We start from the raw sequence: 15,598 nt of genomic DNA on the forward strand, positions 1-15,598 counted from the left end.
GCCTAGCCAGCGTGAAGCAAAGAACGGGTGAGGGCGCAGTCAGGCGCGTGTGGCCGGGCGCCCGAGCAGGCTTTCCGGCAACGCGGGAATCGGCGTGCGTTCGTCCTGCGCCTGCTCCAGCAACCAGTCAATGAACAGGCGCGCGGCGTGGCTCGGCGGTTGCCCTTCGGCGTGCACCACGTGATACGCATAGCGCGCTTTCAGTGCCGGGCCGGGCAGGCGTACCACTTCGTAGCGCTGCACGTAGGGCTGCGCGATGTGGGTACGTGCCAGCACCGCGCCCATGCCGTACACCGCGGCACGCATCGCATCGGTACTGTCGGCGAAGGTGTGCATCGGCGGCAGTGGCGAGGGTGGGCGCACGCCGGCATGGCGGAACCAGTCACGCCAGCCCTGCGGCGACAGATCGGTCAGCAGCGGCAGGTCGGCGATGCGCGCCGGATCGACCAGCGTTTCGACCCCGGCCAGCGCCGGTGAGGCGACCGGGAACAGGTAGTCATCCATCAGGTGCTGTGCACGCAGGCCCGGCCACTGGCCCAGGCCATAGCGGATGCCGACCTCCGGACCGTTGTCGTCGTAGCGGTCCAGACCGCTGCCCGTGTGCAGTTCGATGCGGATGTGCGGATGGGCCTGGGTGAAGCGTGGCAGCCGTGGCAGCAGCCAGCAGTAGGACAGCGAGCGCAGCGTGGTGATCCGCAGCGGCACGCTGTCGGCATCCGGCTGCAGGTGATGGGCGACGGCCGCGACATCGGAGAAGGCGGCGCTGGCGGCGTCGGCCAGCTGCCGGCCCTCGGCAGTCAGGCGCACGCCGCGGGCGTGGCGCAGGAACAGCCGGGTTTCCAGCACCTCCTCCAGCCGGCGCACGTGGTGGCTGACCGCGCTGGCGGTCAGGTGCAGCTCCTGGGCGGCCTGGGCGAAGTTCTGGTGGCGCGCTGCAACCGCGAACACGGCCAGTGCGGGGAGCAGGGAAGGGCGTAGCTGCATGTCCAGCCTCAAACCATACTTGTGGCTGGCAGCGATACTACGCGCTTGTGCGGCGGGCGTCTGCGCCCGATCCTGTCTGCCTTGGCGAGGAACAGACGATGGACGGAGGCAGGGCATGAATGCGGTCCCACAGGTGGCCGAGCGCGACTGGCGCACGCCGCTGGAATTGACCCTGCTGGGCGCCATCTGGGGCTGCTCGTTCCTGTTCATGCGGGTGGCGGTGCCGTCGTTCGGCCCGTTCGCGCTGGTCGAGGTGCGGCTGGTGCTGGGCGCGCTGGTGCTGCTGCCGTTCCTGTGGCGCGCCCGCGCACAGTTCCCGCCGCGGCGCTGGCTGTGGCTGGCACCGATCGGCCTGATCAACTCGGCGCTGCCGTTCGTGCTGTTCGCCTATGCCGCAGAGCAGGCGCCGGCCGCGATCGGTGCGATCTGCAATGCGATGACGGTGCTGTTCGCCGCGCTGATCGCGTTCCTGTTCTTCGGCGAGAAGATCGGCATGCGCCGTGCGGGCGCGCTGCTGGTCGGCTTCGCCGGCGTGGTGGTGCTGGCCACGGCCAAGGTCTCCGGCCTGAGCATCGGCACCGCGGTGCTGGCCGGTGCGGCGGCTTCGTTGCTGTACGGCCTGGGCGTGAACCTGGTGAAGCGGCACATGACCGGCCTGCCGTCGGCGGCCGCGGCGGCGGCAACGCTGTCGTGTGCCTCGCTGTGGATGCTGCCGATGGCGGTCAGCCATTGGCCGCAGGCGGCGATTCCGGCCAAGGCCTGGGGCGCAGCGATCGCGCTTGGCGTGGCCTGCACCGGGCTGGCGTTCCTGATGTTCTATCGTTTGATCGGCCGTATCGGCCCGTCGCGTGCGTCGACCGTGACCTATCTGATTCCGCTGTTCGGCGCGGCGTTTGCGTGGTTGTTCCTCGGGGAAGCGGTGACGGTGCAGATGCTGATTGCCGGTGCGTTGATCCTGGGGAGCGTGGCGGTGAGTCAGAAGGGTTGAGGTGTTTTGCACGTGGCGCGTGCTGAAGGCGCTTCATCGTTCATGGGCGTTACTTTTCTTTGTACGCAAAGAAAAGTAACCAAAAGAAACGTTCCGCCGGTCACGAGCCGATGCGCGTTGCGCATCGGTGCCCTGCGCTCCTCGGCCCGTCGAGGGACGGCGCGGGAACTCGCTGCGCTCAGACACCCGCGCCTCTTCGCCCTCGCCGGACCTGCGGTGCTCGGCTCGCTCAAGGCGGACCCAGATCAAAGGCCACAGCTGCACCCAGTAGATCCACGCCATGCGTGGATGCCTTTGCGGTTGATCTTGACCTTCCAGTCCGCCTTGAGCGAGCCGAGCATCGCAGGGGAATCAGGGGCGAAGAGGTGCCGATGTCCTGTAGAGCCGACTGCTAGTCGGCTGACTTCCTCGCGCCGCCCCCTGATTCACCGAGAAGCGCAGGGGACCGGCGTGCGAAGCACGGCGGCTCGCGACCTGGCGGCGCGTTTCTTTTGGTTACTTTTCTTTTCGCGCGAAAAGAAAAGTGACGCCCATGAACGATGAAGCACCTTCAGCACGCGCCACGCGCAGAACCCGCGACGGCGTTACTTCACCGGCACCGGAATATTGCACAGGTCGATATGCCCCGCCGGGCGCTTGTAGAAATCGTCCACACGATTGCGTCGCGCTTCGACCGTATCGGCGAACGTCTTTGAATCAGTACGCAGTACCTGGATCGGCGTGCGCTCGGCCACCGGCACATCGCTGGCACGGCGGATAGACACGATCGGCGTGCGCAGCTTCGGGTCGGCATAGAAACCCATCGGCGCCGGGCCGCGCGGGGTTGCACTGAGCAGTTCCATGCCCTTCAACACGCGACCGACCAGGGTGATGTTGCGGTCCAGCTGGCGCGGCGACTGGCCGGTCACCACATAGAGTTCGGCGCCGATGCTGCTGTCTTCCTCGTTGTTGCGGCCGGCGCCCAGCATGCCGTAGCAGTGCGCCAGCCAGGCCTTGCCGGCCTGCGGGTCCTGGCCGACCGGCAAGCCGTCGACGAATCCGGTCTGCGCGGCCCAGCCATCGCGGTCCGGCAGCACGCTGACCTTCAGGCCGGCGCTGGCGCGCTCGAACTCGGCCGGCAGCTTGCGCGCGGCACTGCCGAACGGCTTGGCCTTGGCCGCGTCATCGGCGTCGGCATCGCCGAACTGCACCACGAAGTTGTCCTGCGAGCGGTAGATGCTGGTGCCGTCCCAGAAGTGCTCGTGGGCGAAGGTCTGGATGTTGGCGACATGGCGCGGGGCAAACTGCGGCGCCAGCTCGATGATCACCCGCCCGGCCGGCAGGTCCATGTAAAGCAGGTTGGCCGGGTCTGGGGTGCGCCAGTCGCTGGCCGCCGAAGCATCAAGAATCTGCTGCGGGCTGCGGTAGGGCGTGGCCGAACTGGCCATGGTGGGCAGCAGGCAGGACAGGGCGAGGGCGGTCAGGGCAAGGCGACGGCGGTGCGGCATGGGAACCCCGGAACATGAACGAGGCTTCGATTCTGCGCGAGCGGCCCGGCCACGCCAACCGGCAGAGTGACTAACGACACATTCGCTATACCGAACTTCGCACTACTGTGGACTTCAACGTAGTGGAGGGCCGGTCATGTCCGAGGACGATGTCCAGCTGAAGAAGTTCCAGAAGGAGCTCAGCGCCGGAACGGTGTCGCTGGCCCTGCTGGCGGTGCTGGCCCGGGCCGGGGAGCCGCTGTACGGCTACTTGATCGCCAAGGAGCTGGAGCGGGTGGGCGAGGGCGTGCTGAGCGGCAAGCAGAGCGCGCTGTACCCGGTGCTGCGCAATCTGGAGGGCGCCGGCCTGCTGGAAAGCCATGTGGAGCCGTCCAGCAGCGGGCCGCCGCGGCGCTACTACCGCATCAATGAACGTGGCCGCGAGGTGCTGGCGCAATGGCGCCAAGCCTGGCAGGCCACACGCGATTCCGTCGATTCCGTGTTGGAGGGGGTACCACAATGAACGACCCGAGCCTGGCAGGCCGAGCCCTGCCCACGACCATCCCGCAGTACCTGGCGCAGCTGCGCGCGGCGCTGGAAGGCGCCGACCCGGCGATGGTGCAGGACGCGCTGTACGACGCCGAGGAATACCTGCGCTCGGAACTGGCCGCGCAGCCCGGCCGCAGCGAGGCCGAGGTGATCGCCGACGTTGCCGGCAGCTATGGCGCGCCGGACGAGGTAGCCGAAATCTACCGCGAGACCGAAGTGACGGTGAATCGCGCGCTGCGTACACCGCGTGCGGATACCGCGCCGGTGCTGCGTGCGGCGGCGGAAGCCAGTGGTGTCGAGCCGGCCGCACCCCCGCCGGTACCGGTGCCGCGTTCGCTGCTGGCGCGCTTCTTCGGCGTGGTGACGGATCCGCATACCTACGGTGCGCTGTTCTACATGCTGCTGTCGCTGGCCACCGGCATCTTCTTCTTCACCTGGGTGGTGACTGGCCTGTCGCTGTCGCTGGGCCTGCTGATCCTGATCATCGGCATCCCGCTGACCGTGCTGTTCTTCGGCTCGGTGCGCGGGCTGGCGCTGCTGGAAGGGCGGCTGGTGGAAGCGCTGCTGGGCGAGCGCATGCCGCGTCGTCCGCGCTACACCGACCGCAGCCGCACCTGGCTGCAGCGCATCGGGGACATGTTCACCGACGGCCGCACCTGGCTGACCCTGCTGTACTTCGTGCTGATGCTGCCGCTGGGCGTCATCTACTTCACCATCGCGGTGACGTTGCTGTCGCTGTCGCTGAGCCTGATCTGGGCGCCGGTCGCGGCGATCTTCAGTGGCGACATCCCCGGCGTGTACGTCAACGACGTGAACGTGCTGCCGATGGCGGCCTCGCCGCTGGTGGCAATCGCGGTTGCCGCGGCGGGGGCGCTGCTGCTGCTGCTGACGATGCATCTGGCACGCGGCATCGGCAAACTGCACGGGCTGATCGCCAAGAACCTGCTCGTGCGGCTGTAAGCGGGAATCCACGCTTCGGTAGGCTTCGCTCTGGTAGGTGCCAACCTTGGTTGGCACGATCCATCAGTGCAGGGGCGCTTGGCGGAATTCGCTTTGGTAGGTGCCAACCTTGGTTGGCACAATCCTTCAGATACCGGGATTCAGGGTAGAGCGCCAACCAAGGTTGGCATCTACCAGGGCGTACCGACCAAGGTCGGCACCCACCCTGGGCGAGTTACCCCGCCTTTCGCCGCAACGGGGTGACGTTGCTCTTCTTCTTCGTGACCTTCGCCGCCGGTGCTTCGGCATGCGCGGCGAAGAAATCGCGCACCTTCGGGTACACCACTTCGCGCCAGCGACGGCCGCTGAAGATGCCGTAGTGGCCGGCGCCTTCAACGATGAAATGCTCGCGACGGTCCGCGCCGATGCCAGTGCACAGCGCCTGCGCCGCTTCGGTCTGGCCGAGGCCGGCGATGTCGTCCAGCTCACCCTCGATGCTCAGCAGCGCGGTGTCGCGGATCGCCGACGGATCGACCTTCTCGCCGTTGACCACCCACTCGCCACGCGGCAGCAGGAAGTCCTGGAACACCACGCGGATGGTATCCAGGTAGTACTTGGCCGGCATGTCCAGCACCGCGTTGTACTCGTCGTAGAAACGACGGTGCGCGTCGGCGTCTTCCAGGTCGCCCTTGACCAGGTCGGTGTAGAAATCCCAGTGCGAGCTGAAGTGGCGGCTCGGGTTCATCGACAGGAAACCGGCGTGCTGCAGGAAGCCCGGGTACACGCGACGGCCGGCGCCGGGATAGCTGGCCGGCACGGTGTGGATGACGTTGTTCTCGAACCACGACAGCGGGTTCTGAGTGGCCAGGTTGTTCACTGCGGTCGGGCTGCAGCGTGCATCGATCGGGCCACCCATCATCACCAGCGTGCGCGGCGTCGGCTCGCCACGGCTGGCCATCAGCGAAACCGCGGCCAGCACCGGTACGGTCGGCTGGCACACACTCACCACGTGCAGGCGCTCCACGCCGAGGTGGCGGATGAATTCCTGGATGTAGGCGATGTAGTCATCCAGGCCGAACTCGCCTTCGCTGGACGGCACCATGCGCGCGTCCATCCAGTCGGTGACGTACACGCGGTGGTCGCGCAGCAGCGTGCGCACGGTGTCGCGCAGCAGCGTGGCGTGGTGGCCGGACAGCGGCGCCACCACCAGCACGAACGGCTGGTTGAGCATGGTGTGCAGCTGGTCGGCTTCATTGCTGTGGCGCTTGAAGCGCAGCAGCTTGCAGAACGGCTTGCTCACTTCCTCGTGCACGACGATCGGCACGCGCTCGCCCTCGACGTCGATTTCGTTGATGCCCCACTCGGGCTTCTCGTAATCCTTGCCGATGCGATGGAAGAGTTCATTGACCGCCGCCAGGCGATCAGCGCCGGGCATCTGCGACCACCAGTGGCCCTGGTTGGCGAAGAACCTGGCGTTGGCCTGGGCCTGGTGCACCCAGGGGGCGAGCAGGTTGCGGGTCAGTTCGTGCAGTTGATAGAGCATGACGACCGAATATGTATGGTCATATGTTGCCGCGCAGCATATCCCATCCGGGTGTCCCGCAGGTTAAGTTGGCTGAAAATAATGAATCCGGATTCACATCCGTTCCAGCGCGGCCGCATCGCCTGCCAGAGCGGGACCGAGCCAGCAATGCGACCCTACCGGCTGCAGACCGTGCCGGGCCAGCGTCCGCCGGTACCAGCGCGCCGGGCGGGCCTGGAAACCCTCGTGGTCGCCCTCGAACGCGTCCTCGGCGGCGAAGGTCTCCAGGAAGGCCACGCCGCCGGTCAGCTCCGCCACGCCGGCCAGTCCGGCACGCAGCTCACGGTCGGGCACGTAGTGCATCACGTCCGAGCAGATCAGCAGGTCGACCGGGGCGCAGGGCCGCAGCCAGGCGAAATCACCTAAGCGGGCCAGGTGCAGGTTGCGGGTGCGGCCGTAGCGGCGCACAGCGTACTCGCTGCTGTCGAAGCCGAGGTATTCGACCTTCGGACGCAGCTTCAGCAGCGGCGCGCGCCAGGCGCCTTCGCCGCAGCCGATATCCAGCACGCTGCGGATCGGTCGCTCCAGGTAGTACTCGGCGCTGGCCACAGCCAATGCCACCTTGCGTGCCAGGCGGGCGCTGCCGCCGATGTCGGCGCGGCGGTACCAGCGTTGGAAGTAGGCGGCGTCGTAGGTCTTGTCCATGGGGCGGTGCGCGATCGGGGAAAACGGCGCTTATCGTACGGCGTTGCGGCGTGCCATGCGTCGATGTGTCGCGGCGCTGGCGCGTGGGGTGGCCCGGCCACGGCATGCGAGAATGGGCGCCAACCTACGCCAGCCGCCGGAGCGAGCGCATGCAGAGCTACTACTGGGTCAAGACCTTCCACATCGTGTTCGTGGTGGCGTGGATGGCGACGGTGTTCTATCTGCCGCGCATCCTGGTGAACCTGGCCGAGACCGCTGGCCAGCCGGCGGTGACCGAGCGCCTGCAGCTGATGGGCCTGCGCCTGTACCGTTTCGGCCACTCGATGTTCGGGTTGGCATTCCTGCTGGGCCTGGTGCTGTGGCTGGGCTACAAGGTCATTCCGGATTTCCCGACGATGGTTGCCTCGGGCGGCGCCGGTTGGCTGCATGCCAAGCTGGGGCTGGTGGTGCTGCTGCTGGTGTACTTCAGCTGGATCGGGCGCCTGCTCAAGGGCGTGGCCAAGGGCAGGGCGCTGCCGTCGTCGCGCGCGCTGCGCTGGATCAACGAGATCCCGTTGCTGGCGTTCATTCCGATCGTGTGGCTGGTGCTGGCCAAGCCGTTCTGACGCGGGGTCATCTGCACCCGGTAGATCCACGCCATGCGTGGATGCCGCCAGGGCGCAAACGAAAGAGCCGGGCGATTGCCCGGCTCTTTCGTTTCTGCAATCACCTGCGTGTTGCCGGCCAGCGGCCGGCACTACCGGGCTTAGGCCGCTTCGTACGTGCCGTAGCTGCGCAGGCGGGCGTAGCGCTGTTCCAGCAGCTGCTCGGTGGACAGCTTGTCCAGCGCGTCCAGCTCGTTCAGCAGCACCGCCTTCAGGCGCTTGGCCATCTGCGTCGGGTTGCGGTGGGCGCCGCCGGTCGGCTCGCGCACGACCTTGTCGACCAGGCCCAGGCTCTTCAGGCGCGGGGCGGTCAGGCCCAGCTGTTCGGCGGCATCCTTGGCCTTGCCGGCATCCTTCCACAGGATCGAGGCGCAGCCTTCCGGGGTGATGGTCGAGTACACCGAGTACTCCAGCATCACCGTGCGGTCGCCCACGCCCAGCGCCAGCGCGCCGCCGGAGCCGCCTTCACCGATCACGGTGCAGATGATCGGCACCTTCAGTTCGGCCATCTCGATCAGGTTGCGCGCGATCGCTTCGGACTGGCCGCGCGATTCGGCGTCGATGCCCGGCCAGGCGCCGGCGGTGTCGATCAGGGTCAGCACCGGCAGGCCGAAGCGCTCGGCCATCTTCATCAGGCGCAGGGCCTTGCGGTAGCCCTCCGGCTTGGGCATGCCGAAGTTGCGCTTGATCTTTTCCTTGGTGTCACGGCCCTTCTGGTGGCCGATCACCATCACCGCACGGCCGTTGATGCGTGCCAGGCCACCCATGATGGCCTTGTCGTCGGCGAAGGCACGGTCGCCGGCCAGCTCCTGGAACTCATCGAACATGACGCGGAGGTAGTCTGCGGTGTACGGGCGCGACGGATGACGGGCCAGCTGCAGCACCTGCCACGAGGTCAGGTTGCGGAAGATCTGCGCGGTGCGCATGCGCAGCTTGTCCTGCAGCGCGTGCACTTCCGCCTCGACATTGACCGCCGGCCCGGCACTGGCGTTGCGCAGTTCCTGGATCTTGGCTTCCAGGTCGGCGATGGGTTGCTCGAAGTCGAGGTAGTTCGGATTCATCGGAAGCCGTCGTGTAAAGAAGAGGGGAATTCTAGCCGAATGCGTGCAAACCACCCGTACGCCTTCGTCTGGAAGGCGACGGTAGCGCAGCCGGGCAGGGGGCGCCAGTCAGCTCAGGGCACCACCAGGGCGCTGCGGCCCATCAGCTGGCTGCGCTGGGAAACGAAGTCGTTGTAGGCCTCGTTGGCCTCCCGGCCCAGCCCGCTGCCCAGGGTGGCGGTGGCCGAGGTGAAGGCCATCTGCGCGGCGAAGTCCTGCTTGCGCAGGGCCTTCTGTTCATCGGCGGTGGTGGCCTTCAGCCAGCGCGCATAGACCTCACGCAGCGGCGCGGCATGCGCCTCGAAGGCCGGCACCAGCGCCGGCAGGCTGGCCGGGGCCGGTTCCAGGCTGAACGCCGGGGCCACGTAGCCGGCCGGCTGCTCGCGCTTGAACGCACCGGGCTCTCCCATGCCTTCTTCCACGTAAGCGATGAAGTCTGGCGCAGTGAACACCTTGGCCACGATCTGGCCGCCGCTGGAATCGACGTGGGCGACCACCTTTTCCTTGGGGAACGGTTCGCGCACGCCGTAGGTCCAGGTCTTGTCGATGAACAGGTCGTGGCGCTTCTCGAACGGGCCTTCGAAGTCGACGCCGCCCAGCTCGATGCCGGCCTTGCCGGTGCCGAAGTTCTTCAGCTTGCTCTCGTCGGTGACGTAGATCTCGCGGGCGATCACGTACTCGCTCAGGGTCGGGTTGATCAGGCCACCACGACCGTCGACGTAGACGATGAAGCGCACGTCGCCGAGCTTTTCGGTGTGCAGGCGATGTTCGCCGACGGCCAGCGAAATCGGGCGCGAGCCCTGTGCGGCCACCGGCAGGTCCTTGCCATCGATGCTCAGTGCCAGCGGCGTGTCGGTCGGGTTGTCGATCTGGAACTCGACCTTCGAGGGCGAACAGGCGGCCAGGGCCAGCGCGGCGGCGAACGGGAACAGCAGGGTCTTCATCGGCAATCGTCCTTGATACATGGAACGGGAAAGCAGGGGGTTCAGCAAAACCAGGGAGCCAGCTTCAGCTGGCCCACGGCGGGCTGTAGCGCACCTTCAGGGTGCGCACGGCCGGGTCGGCGCGCAGCGCCTCCATCAGCTTGGAATCGATGCGTACCGCGCTCTGCCCGGACACATCGAGCATGCCGGCGACGCCGCCGTGCGGCCCCTTCAGCAGCAGGTCCAGGCGCAGCGGCGTGCGGCCGGGGCGATGGCGGTCGAGCAGGGCGTCGATGCGCTCCCAGACCGGGCGCTGCTGGCGCAGGTCCAGGCGCAGCGAGAGCCGGGTGGCGTAGTTGGCGCAGACTTCGTCGAAGTCCCAGCACTGGCGGATGCGCAGCGCGAAGCCGCCGTTGAACTCGTCCTCGCGCAGGCCACCTTTGACCACCAGGATGCGGTCCTTGGTCATCAGGTGGCCGAACTCGGCCATCGCGTCGGAGAATGCGCTGCACTCGACGCGGCCGCGGCCATCCTCGAGCTGGATGAAGATCTGGCTCTCGCCCTTGCGGCGCACGCCGACCACCTGGCCGGCCAGCACGGTCTGTACTTCCGGGCGCCAGCGCTTCTCGCCGCCGCCGCCACCGCCACCGCTGTTGGCGCTCCAGATCTTCTCCACCGAGCCCAGGTCGTTGCCGACCAGGTCGCGCACATCGTCGCGCCAGGGATCGAACGGGTGGCCGCTGAGGTAGAAGCCCAGCGTGTCGCGCTCGCCGTTCAGGCGCTGCAGCAGCGGCCATTCCTCGGCTTCGGGCAGGTCCAGCTGGATCGTGGTCGCGCTCGGGTCGGGGCCGCCGAACAGCGAGTTCTGCCCGGACGCACGTTCGCGCGCCATCTGGTCGGTGGCCTTGATCACTTCCGGCAGCTGCAGCATCAGCGAGGCGCGGTTATGCCCGAGCTCATCCAGTGCGCCGCAGTTGATCATCGCTTCCAGCGTGCGCCGGTTGAGCTTGGCCGATCCGACGCGGGTGCAGAAGTCGAGCAGGTCCTTGTAGTCGCCACCCTTCAGGCGCTCGTCCACCACCGCTTCGCAGGCACCCTGGCCGACGCCCTTGATCGCGCCCAGACCGTACTGGATGGTGTCCGGGGTGACGGCTTCGAACATGAAGGCCGAGTGGTTCACCTTCGGCGGCAGCACGGTCAGGCCGAGGTTGCGCACTTCGTCCAGGAAGCCGACCACCTTCTCGGTATTGTCCAGGTCCGAGGACAGCGTGGCCGCCATGAACTCAGCCGGGTAGTGGCGCTTCAGCCACGCGGTCTGGTAGCTGACCAGTGCATAGGCAGCGGCGTGCGACTTGTTGAAGCCGTAACCGGCGAACTTCTCCATCAGGTCGAAGATCGCATCGGCCTTGGCTTCGTCCACACCGTCCTTGGCCGCACCTTCGCGGAAGATCTCGCGGTGCTTGGCCATTTCGGCCGGCACCTTCTTGCCCATCGCGCGGCGCAGCAGGTCGGCGCCGCCCAGCGAGTAGCCGCCGACGATCTGCGCCATCTGCATCACCTGCTCCTGGTACACCATGATGCCGTAGGTGTCCTTCAGGATCGCTTCGGTGCGCGGATCGGGATAGATGATTTCTTCCTGGCCGTGCTTACGCGCGTTGAAGGACGGAATCAGGTCCATCGGGCCGGGGCGGTACAGCGACACCAGCGCGATCAGGTCTTCGAAACGGTCGGGGCGCGCGTCCTTCAGCAGGCGGCGCATGCCCGAGGATTCGAACTGAAACACCGCGCCGGTATTGCCGTTGGCGAAGATGTCCTTGTAGGTGGGCGTGTCGTCCAGCGGGATCGCGGCGATGTCCACCGGCGGAATGCCGGCGCGCTCATGGCGCTTGTTGATCGCCTTCACCGCCCAGTCGATGATGGTCAGCGTGCGCAGGCCGAGGAAGTCGAACTTCACCAGGCCCACTTCTTCCACGTCGTTCTTGTCGAACTGGGTGACCGGGTTCTTGCCGAGGCCGTTCTCGTCGTGTTCGGCGTACAGCGGGCAGAACTCGCTAAGCGGCTCCGGCCCGATCACCACGCCACCGGCGTGCTTGCCGGCGTTGCGGGTCAGGTCTTCCAGCTGCAGCGCCAGATCGATCAGGTCGCGGACATCGTCCTCGGTCTCGTAGCGCTGGATCAGTTCGGCCGAGGCCATTTCCGAGCCCGGGCCTTCCTTGCCCTTGCCCAGCGCATCCTTCAGGTGGATGCCGAGGATGTTCGGGATCAGCTTGGAGACACCGTCGACCAGGCCGTACGGGAAACCGAGCACGCGGCCGGAGTCGCGCACCACCGCCTTGGCGGCCATGGTGCCGTAGGTGATGATCTGGCTGACGCGCTCGCGCCCGTACTTGCGCGCGACGTAGTCGATCACCTCGTCGCGGCGGTCCATGCAGAAGTCGATGTCGAAGTCGGGCATCGACACGCGTTCGGGATTGAGGAATCGCTCGAACAGCAGGTTGTACGGCAGCGGGTCCAGATCGGTGATCTTCAGCGCCCACGCCACCAGCGAACCGGCACCCGAACCACGGCCCGGGCCGATCGGAATGCCCTGGTTCTTGCCCCACTGGATGAAGTCGGCCACGATCAGGAAGTAGCCCGGGAAGCCCATCTTGATGATGGTGTTGAGCTCGAACTCCAGGCGCTCGAAATACTCTTCGCGGGTCTTGCCCGGCGCCAGTGGATTCTTCTCCAGGCGCTCTTCCAGGCCATCGCGCGACATCTTCTGGATCCAGGTGTCCAGGGTCTCGTCGTCCGGCACCGGGTAGTTGGGCAGGAAGTAGGTGCCCAGCCGCATCTCGATGTTGCAGCGCTCGGCCAGCGCCAGCGTGTTGTCGATCGCATCGGGGATGTCGGCGAACAGCGCGCACATCTCCTCGGCCGACTTCAGGTACTGCTGGTCGCTGTATTCGCGCGGGCGCTTGGGGTCGTCCAGCACGCGGCCGGTGGAAATGCATACGCGCGCTTCGTGCGCGCTGAAATCCGTCGGCGACAGGAAGCGCACGTCGTTGCTGGCCACCACCGGCAGGCCACGCTGGCCGGCGGCCATCAGCGCGAACTGGTTGAAGGTTTCTTCGCCCTCGCGGCCGGTGCGGGTCAGCTCCAGGTGCAGACCGTCGCCGAACACGCGTTGCCAGTCGGCCAGCTGCTGCTCGGCCAGTTCATGCTTGCCGTCCAACGCCAGGCGCCCGGCCAGGCTCTGCCGGCCAGCGAGTGCGAACAGGTTGGCGTTGCCGGCCTTCAGCCAGTCCGGGTGGATTGCCACGCCGCCTTCCGGGCGATGGCCTTCCATCCAGGCGCGGGTCAGCAGCCGCGACAGGCTCAGGTAGCCCTCACGGTCGCGGCACAGCAGGGTCATCCGCCACGGGTCCTGGCCTTCCTCGGCGATCAGTACATCGGCGCCGGCGATCGGCTTGATGCCCACGCCTTCGGCGGCCTTGTAGAACTTGACCAGGGCGAACAGGTTGTTGAGGTCGGTCACCGCCAGCGCGGGCAGGCCGAGCTCGACCGAGCGCGACAGCAGGTTGGCCTGCTTGGCCTTCTTCGGGTCCGCCTGGTCGGGCTTGGCCGGCACGCGGATGGTCGAGTCCGCCAGCGAGAACTCGGTGTGGACGTGGAGATGTACGAAGCGGGAGTTGGACATGCCGGACCAGGTTGGAGCGCGCGGGCCCCGGGTGCTGACGGAAGATCGTCGCCGGGGTCGGGATGCGCTGGAGTGCCCGGTCAGGGTAGCGAGGGCAGGGGGAAGCGACAAGGACTTGACGGTGCGCCGATTGCGCGAATGTCGCCGGGCATGGCCCGGCGCCAGCGGAGGCGTTCACATTGCCGTGAAAGCGCCGGACGATACCCGGCAGCCGTTGTTCAAGCGATGGCTGTGATCGCGGGGGCTGGCGCTGTTTCCAGGCACTCGCGCACCGGGGCGAAGCTGCGCCGGTGCTCCACGCAGGGGCCGTGCTCGCGCAGGGCGGCCAGGTGGGCCGGGGTGCCGTAGCCCTTGTGCTGCTCGAAGCCGTACTGCGGATGGCGGGCATGCACCTCCTGCATGTAGCGGTCGCGCGAGACCTTGGCCAGGATCGAGGCGGCCATGATCGCGCGGTCGATGCCATCGCCGCCGACCAGCGCCTGCGCCGGCAGTACCAGCCCCTTGGGCACCACGTTGCCATCGATGCGCGCGAAGCCGGCCACGTGGGCGACCGCTGCGACCACGTCGCGCATGCCCTGCAGGGTGGCCTGGTAGATGTTCAGACGGTCGATGGTGTCCACGTCCACCAGCACCACATGCCAGGCCAGGGCGCGCTCGATGATGCGGTCATGCAGCTGCTCGCGGCGCGCCGCGGTCAGCTGCTTGGAATCGTCCAGGCCGTTGATGCGCGGCCGTGCCGGGTCGAACACCACGGCCGCCACCGCGACCGGCCCGGCCAGCGGGCCACGACCGGCTTCGTCGACGCCGGCGACCAGGCGCTCCGGCTCGACCACCGCCGCGCCATCGAACAGGGTCAGGCTGGCCGCTGCGGCATGGCGGCGGCTCATGCCTGGGCCTGGTCGCGCATCAGCAGCTCGCCGACGGCGTCGGCGGCACGTGCCGACGCATTGCGGCGCAGGCGCTCATGCAGGCGGGCATAGGTGTCCTGCAGGTCGGTCACCCGCTGCGGGTGGTCGAACCATTGCTGGATGGCCGCAGCCAGCTTGTCCGGCGTGCAGTCATGCTGCATCAGCTCCGGTGCCAGGTCCTGGCCGGCCAGGATGTTGGGCAGGGCGAAGCGGTCGACCTTGATCAGGCCGAATGCCTTGACCAGACGGTAGGTCAGCTCGTTGACACGGTAGCCGACCACCATCGGCCGCTTCACCAGCATCGCCTCCAGGGTCGCGGTACCGGACGCCAGCACCACCACGTCGGCCGCGATCATGGCGTTGCGCGCCTGGCCGTCGAGCACATGCGAGTACGCGACCGGCAGCGCCGAGCGCGACAGCTGCTCCTCGATCAGCCGCTTGCATGCGGGGTTGGCGGCAGGCACCACCACGTGCAGGCCGGGGATGCGCTCGGAGACCTGCCAGGCGGCTTCGAAGAAGGGTTCACCGAGGCGCGAGATTTCGCCCAGGCGGCTGCCTGGCAACACCGCCAGCACCTTGGCCGACGTCGGCAGGCCAAGCGCGGCGCGCGCTTCCTCGCGGTTGCCCTGCAGGGGGATGTCATCGGCCATCGGATGGCCAACGAAACGCGCGTCGATGCCGTGCTTGGCATAGATGGGCGGTTCCATCGGGAACAGGCACAGCACCAGGTCGGCGCTGCTGCCGATCTTCTCGGCGCGCTTCTCGCGCCAGGCCCAGACCGAGGGGCTCACGTAATGCACGGTGCGCACGCCGCGCTGCTTCAGCCAGCGTTCGATGCCCAGGTTGAAGTCGGGCGCGTCGATGCCGATGAACACGTCCGGCTGCCATTCCAGCGCACGCTGGCGGAACGCGGAACGCAGTTTGAGCAGGCGTGGCAGATGGCGCAGTACTTCGGTCAGGCCCATCACCGCCAGCTCGCTGGCATCGTGCCAGGTCAGGCAGCCGGCGCTGCGCATGGCATCGCCACCGATGCCGGCGAACTCGGCATTCGGAAAGCGTGCCTTCAGTTCGCGCACCAGTCCCGCACCCAGCAGATCACCGGAGGCCTCACCGGCCACCAGCGCGATCCGCAACGGGCGCTCGCTGAGCACCCGCTGCGCGGGGACGCTGCCGGCCATCGAGGCCAGCGGA

General features: G+C 67.4%; 13 protein-coding genes. 4 read left to right on the forward strand and 9 right to left on the reverse strand.

The features are described 5' to 3' along the window. Window positions 1–39: 39 nt before the first annotated feature. The gene (locus ACZK3J_RS06995) at window positions 40–984 is read right to left on the reverse strand and encodes a LysR substrate-binding domain-containing protein (RefSeq protein WP_478476664.1); all 945 of its coding nucleotides are present in this window, start codon (window positions 982–984) and stop codon (window positions 40–42) included. A gap of 115 nt (window positions 985–1,099) precedes the next feature. On the opposite strand from ACZK3J_RS06995, the gene ACZK3J_RS07000 reads away from it, so the two are divergent. After that, window positions 1,100–1,972 (forward strand): DMT family transporter, encoded by an 873-nt coding sequence (locus ACZK3J_RS07000; RefSeq protein WP_049461770.1) that lies wholly within the window; start codon window positions 1,100–1,102, stop codon window positions 1,970–1,972. A 584-nt stretch (window positions 1,973–2,556) separates the two neighbouring features. Here the strand turns inward: ACZK3J_RS07000 and ACZK3J_RS07005 are convergent. Continuing rightward, window positions 2,557–3,459: a peptidylprolyl isomerase gene (locus ACZK3J_RS07005; RefSeq protein WP_478476665.1), complete on the reverse strand. Its 903-nt coding sequence runs from the start codon at window positions 3,457–3,459 to the stop codon at window positions 2,557–2,559. Between the two features lie 136 nt (window positions 3,460–3,595). Here ACZK3J_RS07005 and ACZK3J_RS07010 point away from each other — a divergent pair, with 136 nt between their 5' ends. Beyond that, complete coding sequence (locus ACZK3J_RS07010; RefSeq protein WP_032128337.1) at window positions 3,596–3,961, forward strand: PadR family transcriptional regulator; 366 nt, start codon at window positions 3,596–3,598, stop codon at window positions 3,959–3,961. Further along, entirely contained in the window at window positions 3,958–4,947 is a 990-nt protein-coding gene (locus tag ACZK3J_RS07015) for a sensor domain-containing protein (RefSeq protein ID WP_478476666.1), read from the forward strand. The genes ACZK3J_RS07010 and ACZK3J_RS07015 overlap by 4 nt, the downstream gene beginning before the upstream one ends. A gap of 214 nt (window positions 4,948–5,161) precedes the next feature. On the opposite strand, the gene ACZK3J_RS07020 is transcribed toward ACZK3J_RS07015, so the two are convergent. Continuing rightward, window positions 5,162–6,469: a polyhydroxyalkanoate depolymerase gene (locus ACZK3J_RS07020; RefSeq protein ID WP_478476668.1), complete on the reverse strand. Its 1,308-nt coding sequence runs from the start codon at window positions 6,467–6,469 to the stop codon at window positions 5,162–5,164. 93 nt (window positions 6,470–6,562) lie between these two features. Next, the gene (locus tag ACZK3J_RS07025; RefSeq protein ID WP_478476670.1) at window positions 6,563–7,153 is read right to left on the reverse strand and encodes a class I SAM-dependent DNA methyltransferase; all 591 of its coding nucleotides are present in this window, start codon (window positions 7,151–7,153) and stop codon (window positions 6,563–6,565) included. A gap of 149 nt (window positions 7,154–7,302) precedes the next feature. On the opposite strand from ACZK3J_RS07025, the gene ACZK3J_RS07030 reads away from it, so the two are divergent. Then, the gene (locus ACZK3J_RS07030) at window positions 7,303–7,758 is read left to right on the forward strand and encodes a CopD family protein (RefSeq protein ID WP_032128333.1); all 456 of its coding nucleotides are present in this window, start codon (window positions 7,303–7,305) and stop codon (window positions 7,756–7,758) included. Window positions 7,759–7,898: 140 nt separating this feature from the next. Here the strand turns inward: ACZK3J_RS07030 and ACZK3J_RS07035 are convergent, their stop codons facing one another. The 5 genes from ACZK3J_RS07035 to lpxB form a co-directional block, all read right to left on the reverse strand. Further along, on the reverse strand, window positions 7,899–8,858 hold the full coding sequence (locus ACZK3J_RS07035; RefSeq protein WP_032128332.1) for an acetyl-CoA carboxylase carboxyltransferase subunit alpha: 960 nt from the start codon (window positions 8,856–8,858) through the stop codon (window positions 7,899–7,901). A gap of 113 nt (window positions 8,859–8,971) precedes the next feature. Beyond that, window positions 8,972–9,841 carry a hypothetical protein gene (locus ACZK3J_RS07040; RefSeq protein WP_049461546.1) on the reverse strand — a complete coding sequence of 290 codons (870 nt, stop codon included), beginning with the start codon at window positions 9,839–9,841 and terminating at the stop codon, window positions 8,972–8,974. Between the two features lie 64 nt (window positions 9,842–9,905). Then, window positions 9,906–13,499, reverse strand: a complete 3,594-nt coding sequence (dnaE, locus tag ACZK3J_RS07045; RefSeq protein WP_049461545.1) for a DNA polymerase III subunit alpha — start codon at window positions 13,497–13,499, stop codon at window positions 9,906–9,908. 218 nt (window positions 13,500–13,717) lie between these two features. Continuing rightward, window positions 13,718–14,386, reverse strand: coding sequence for a ribonuclease HII (locus ACZK3J_RS07050; protein ID WP_049461544.1), 669 nt, complete (start codon window positions 14,384–14,386; stop codon window positions 13,718–13,720). Further along, window positions 14,383–15,585 (reverse strand): lipid-A-disaccharide synthase, encoded by a 1,203-nt coding sequence (gene lpxB / locus ACZK3J_RS07055; protein ID WP_100437555.1) that lies wholly within the window; start codon window positions 15,583–15,585, stop codon window positions 14,383–14,385. The genes ACZK3J_RS07050 and lpxB overlap by 4 nt, the downstream gene beginning before the upstream one ends. Window positions 15,586–15,598 lie beyond the last annotated feature (13 nt).

It is taken from the genome of Stenotrophomonas sp. 86428_Sma, from assembly GCF_056481585.1.

What these genes read in the sequence shown, in the direction of transcription:
- ACZK3J_RS06995 (WP_478476664.1), bottom strand. Translation starts at nt 984, where the DNA reads ATGCAGCTACGCCCTTCCCTGCTCCCCGCACTGGCCGTGTTCGCGGTT.
- ACZK3J_RS07000 (WP_049461770.1), top strand. Translation starts at nt 1,100, where the DNA reads ATGAATGCGGTCCCACAGGTGGCCGAGCGCGACTGGCGCACGCCGCTG.
- ACZK3J_RS07005 (WP_478476665.1), bottom strand. Translation starts at nt 3,459, where the DNA reads ATGCCGCACCGCCGTCGCCTTGCCCTGACCGCCCTCGCCCTGTCCTGC.
- ACZK3J_RS07010 (WP_032128337.1), top strand. Translation starts at nt 3,596, where the DNA reads ATGTCCGAGGACGATGTCCAGCTGAAGAAGTTCCAGAAGGAGCTCAGC.
- ACZK3J_RS07015 (WP_478476666.1), top strand. Translation starts at nt 3,958, where the DNA reads ATGAACGACCCGAGCCTGGCAGGCCGAGCCCTGCCCACGACCATCCCG.
- ACZK3J_RS07020 (WP_478476668.1), bottom strand. Translation starts at nt 6,469, where the DNA reads ATGCTCTATCAACTGCACGAACTGACCCGCAACCTGCTCGCCCCCTGG.
- ACZK3J_RS07025 (WP_478476670.1), bottom strand. Translation starts at nt 7,153, where the DNA reads ATGGACAAGACCTACGACGCCGCCTACTTCCAACGCTGGTACCGCCGC.
- ACZK3J_RS07030 (WP_032128333.1), top strand. Translation starts at nt 7,303, where the DNA reads ATGCAGAGCTACTACTGGGTCAAGACCTTCCACATCGTGTTCGTGGTG.
- ACZK3J_RS07035 (WP_032128332.1), bottom strand. Translation starts at nt 8,858, where the DNA reads ATGAATCCGAACTACCTCGACTTCGAGCAACCCATCGCCGACCTGGAA.
- ACZK3J_RS07040 (WP_049461546.1), bottom strand. Translation starts at nt 9,841, where the DNA reads ATGAAGACCCTGCTGTTCCCGTTCGCCGCCGCGCTGGCCCTGGCCGCC.
- dnaE (WP_049461545.1), bottom strand. Translation starts at nt 13,499, where the DNA reads ATGTCCAACTCCCGCTTCGTACATCTCCACGTCCACACCGAGTTCTCG.
- ACZK3J_RS07050 (WP_049461544.1), bottom strand. Translation starts at nt 14,386, where the DNA reads ATGAGCCGCCGCCATGCCGCAGCGGCCAGCCTGACCCTGTTCGATGGC.
- lpxB (WP_100437555.1), bottom strand. Translation starts at nt 15,585, where the DNA reads ATGGCCGGCAGCGTCCCCGCGCAGCGGGTGCTCAGCGAGCGCCCGTTG.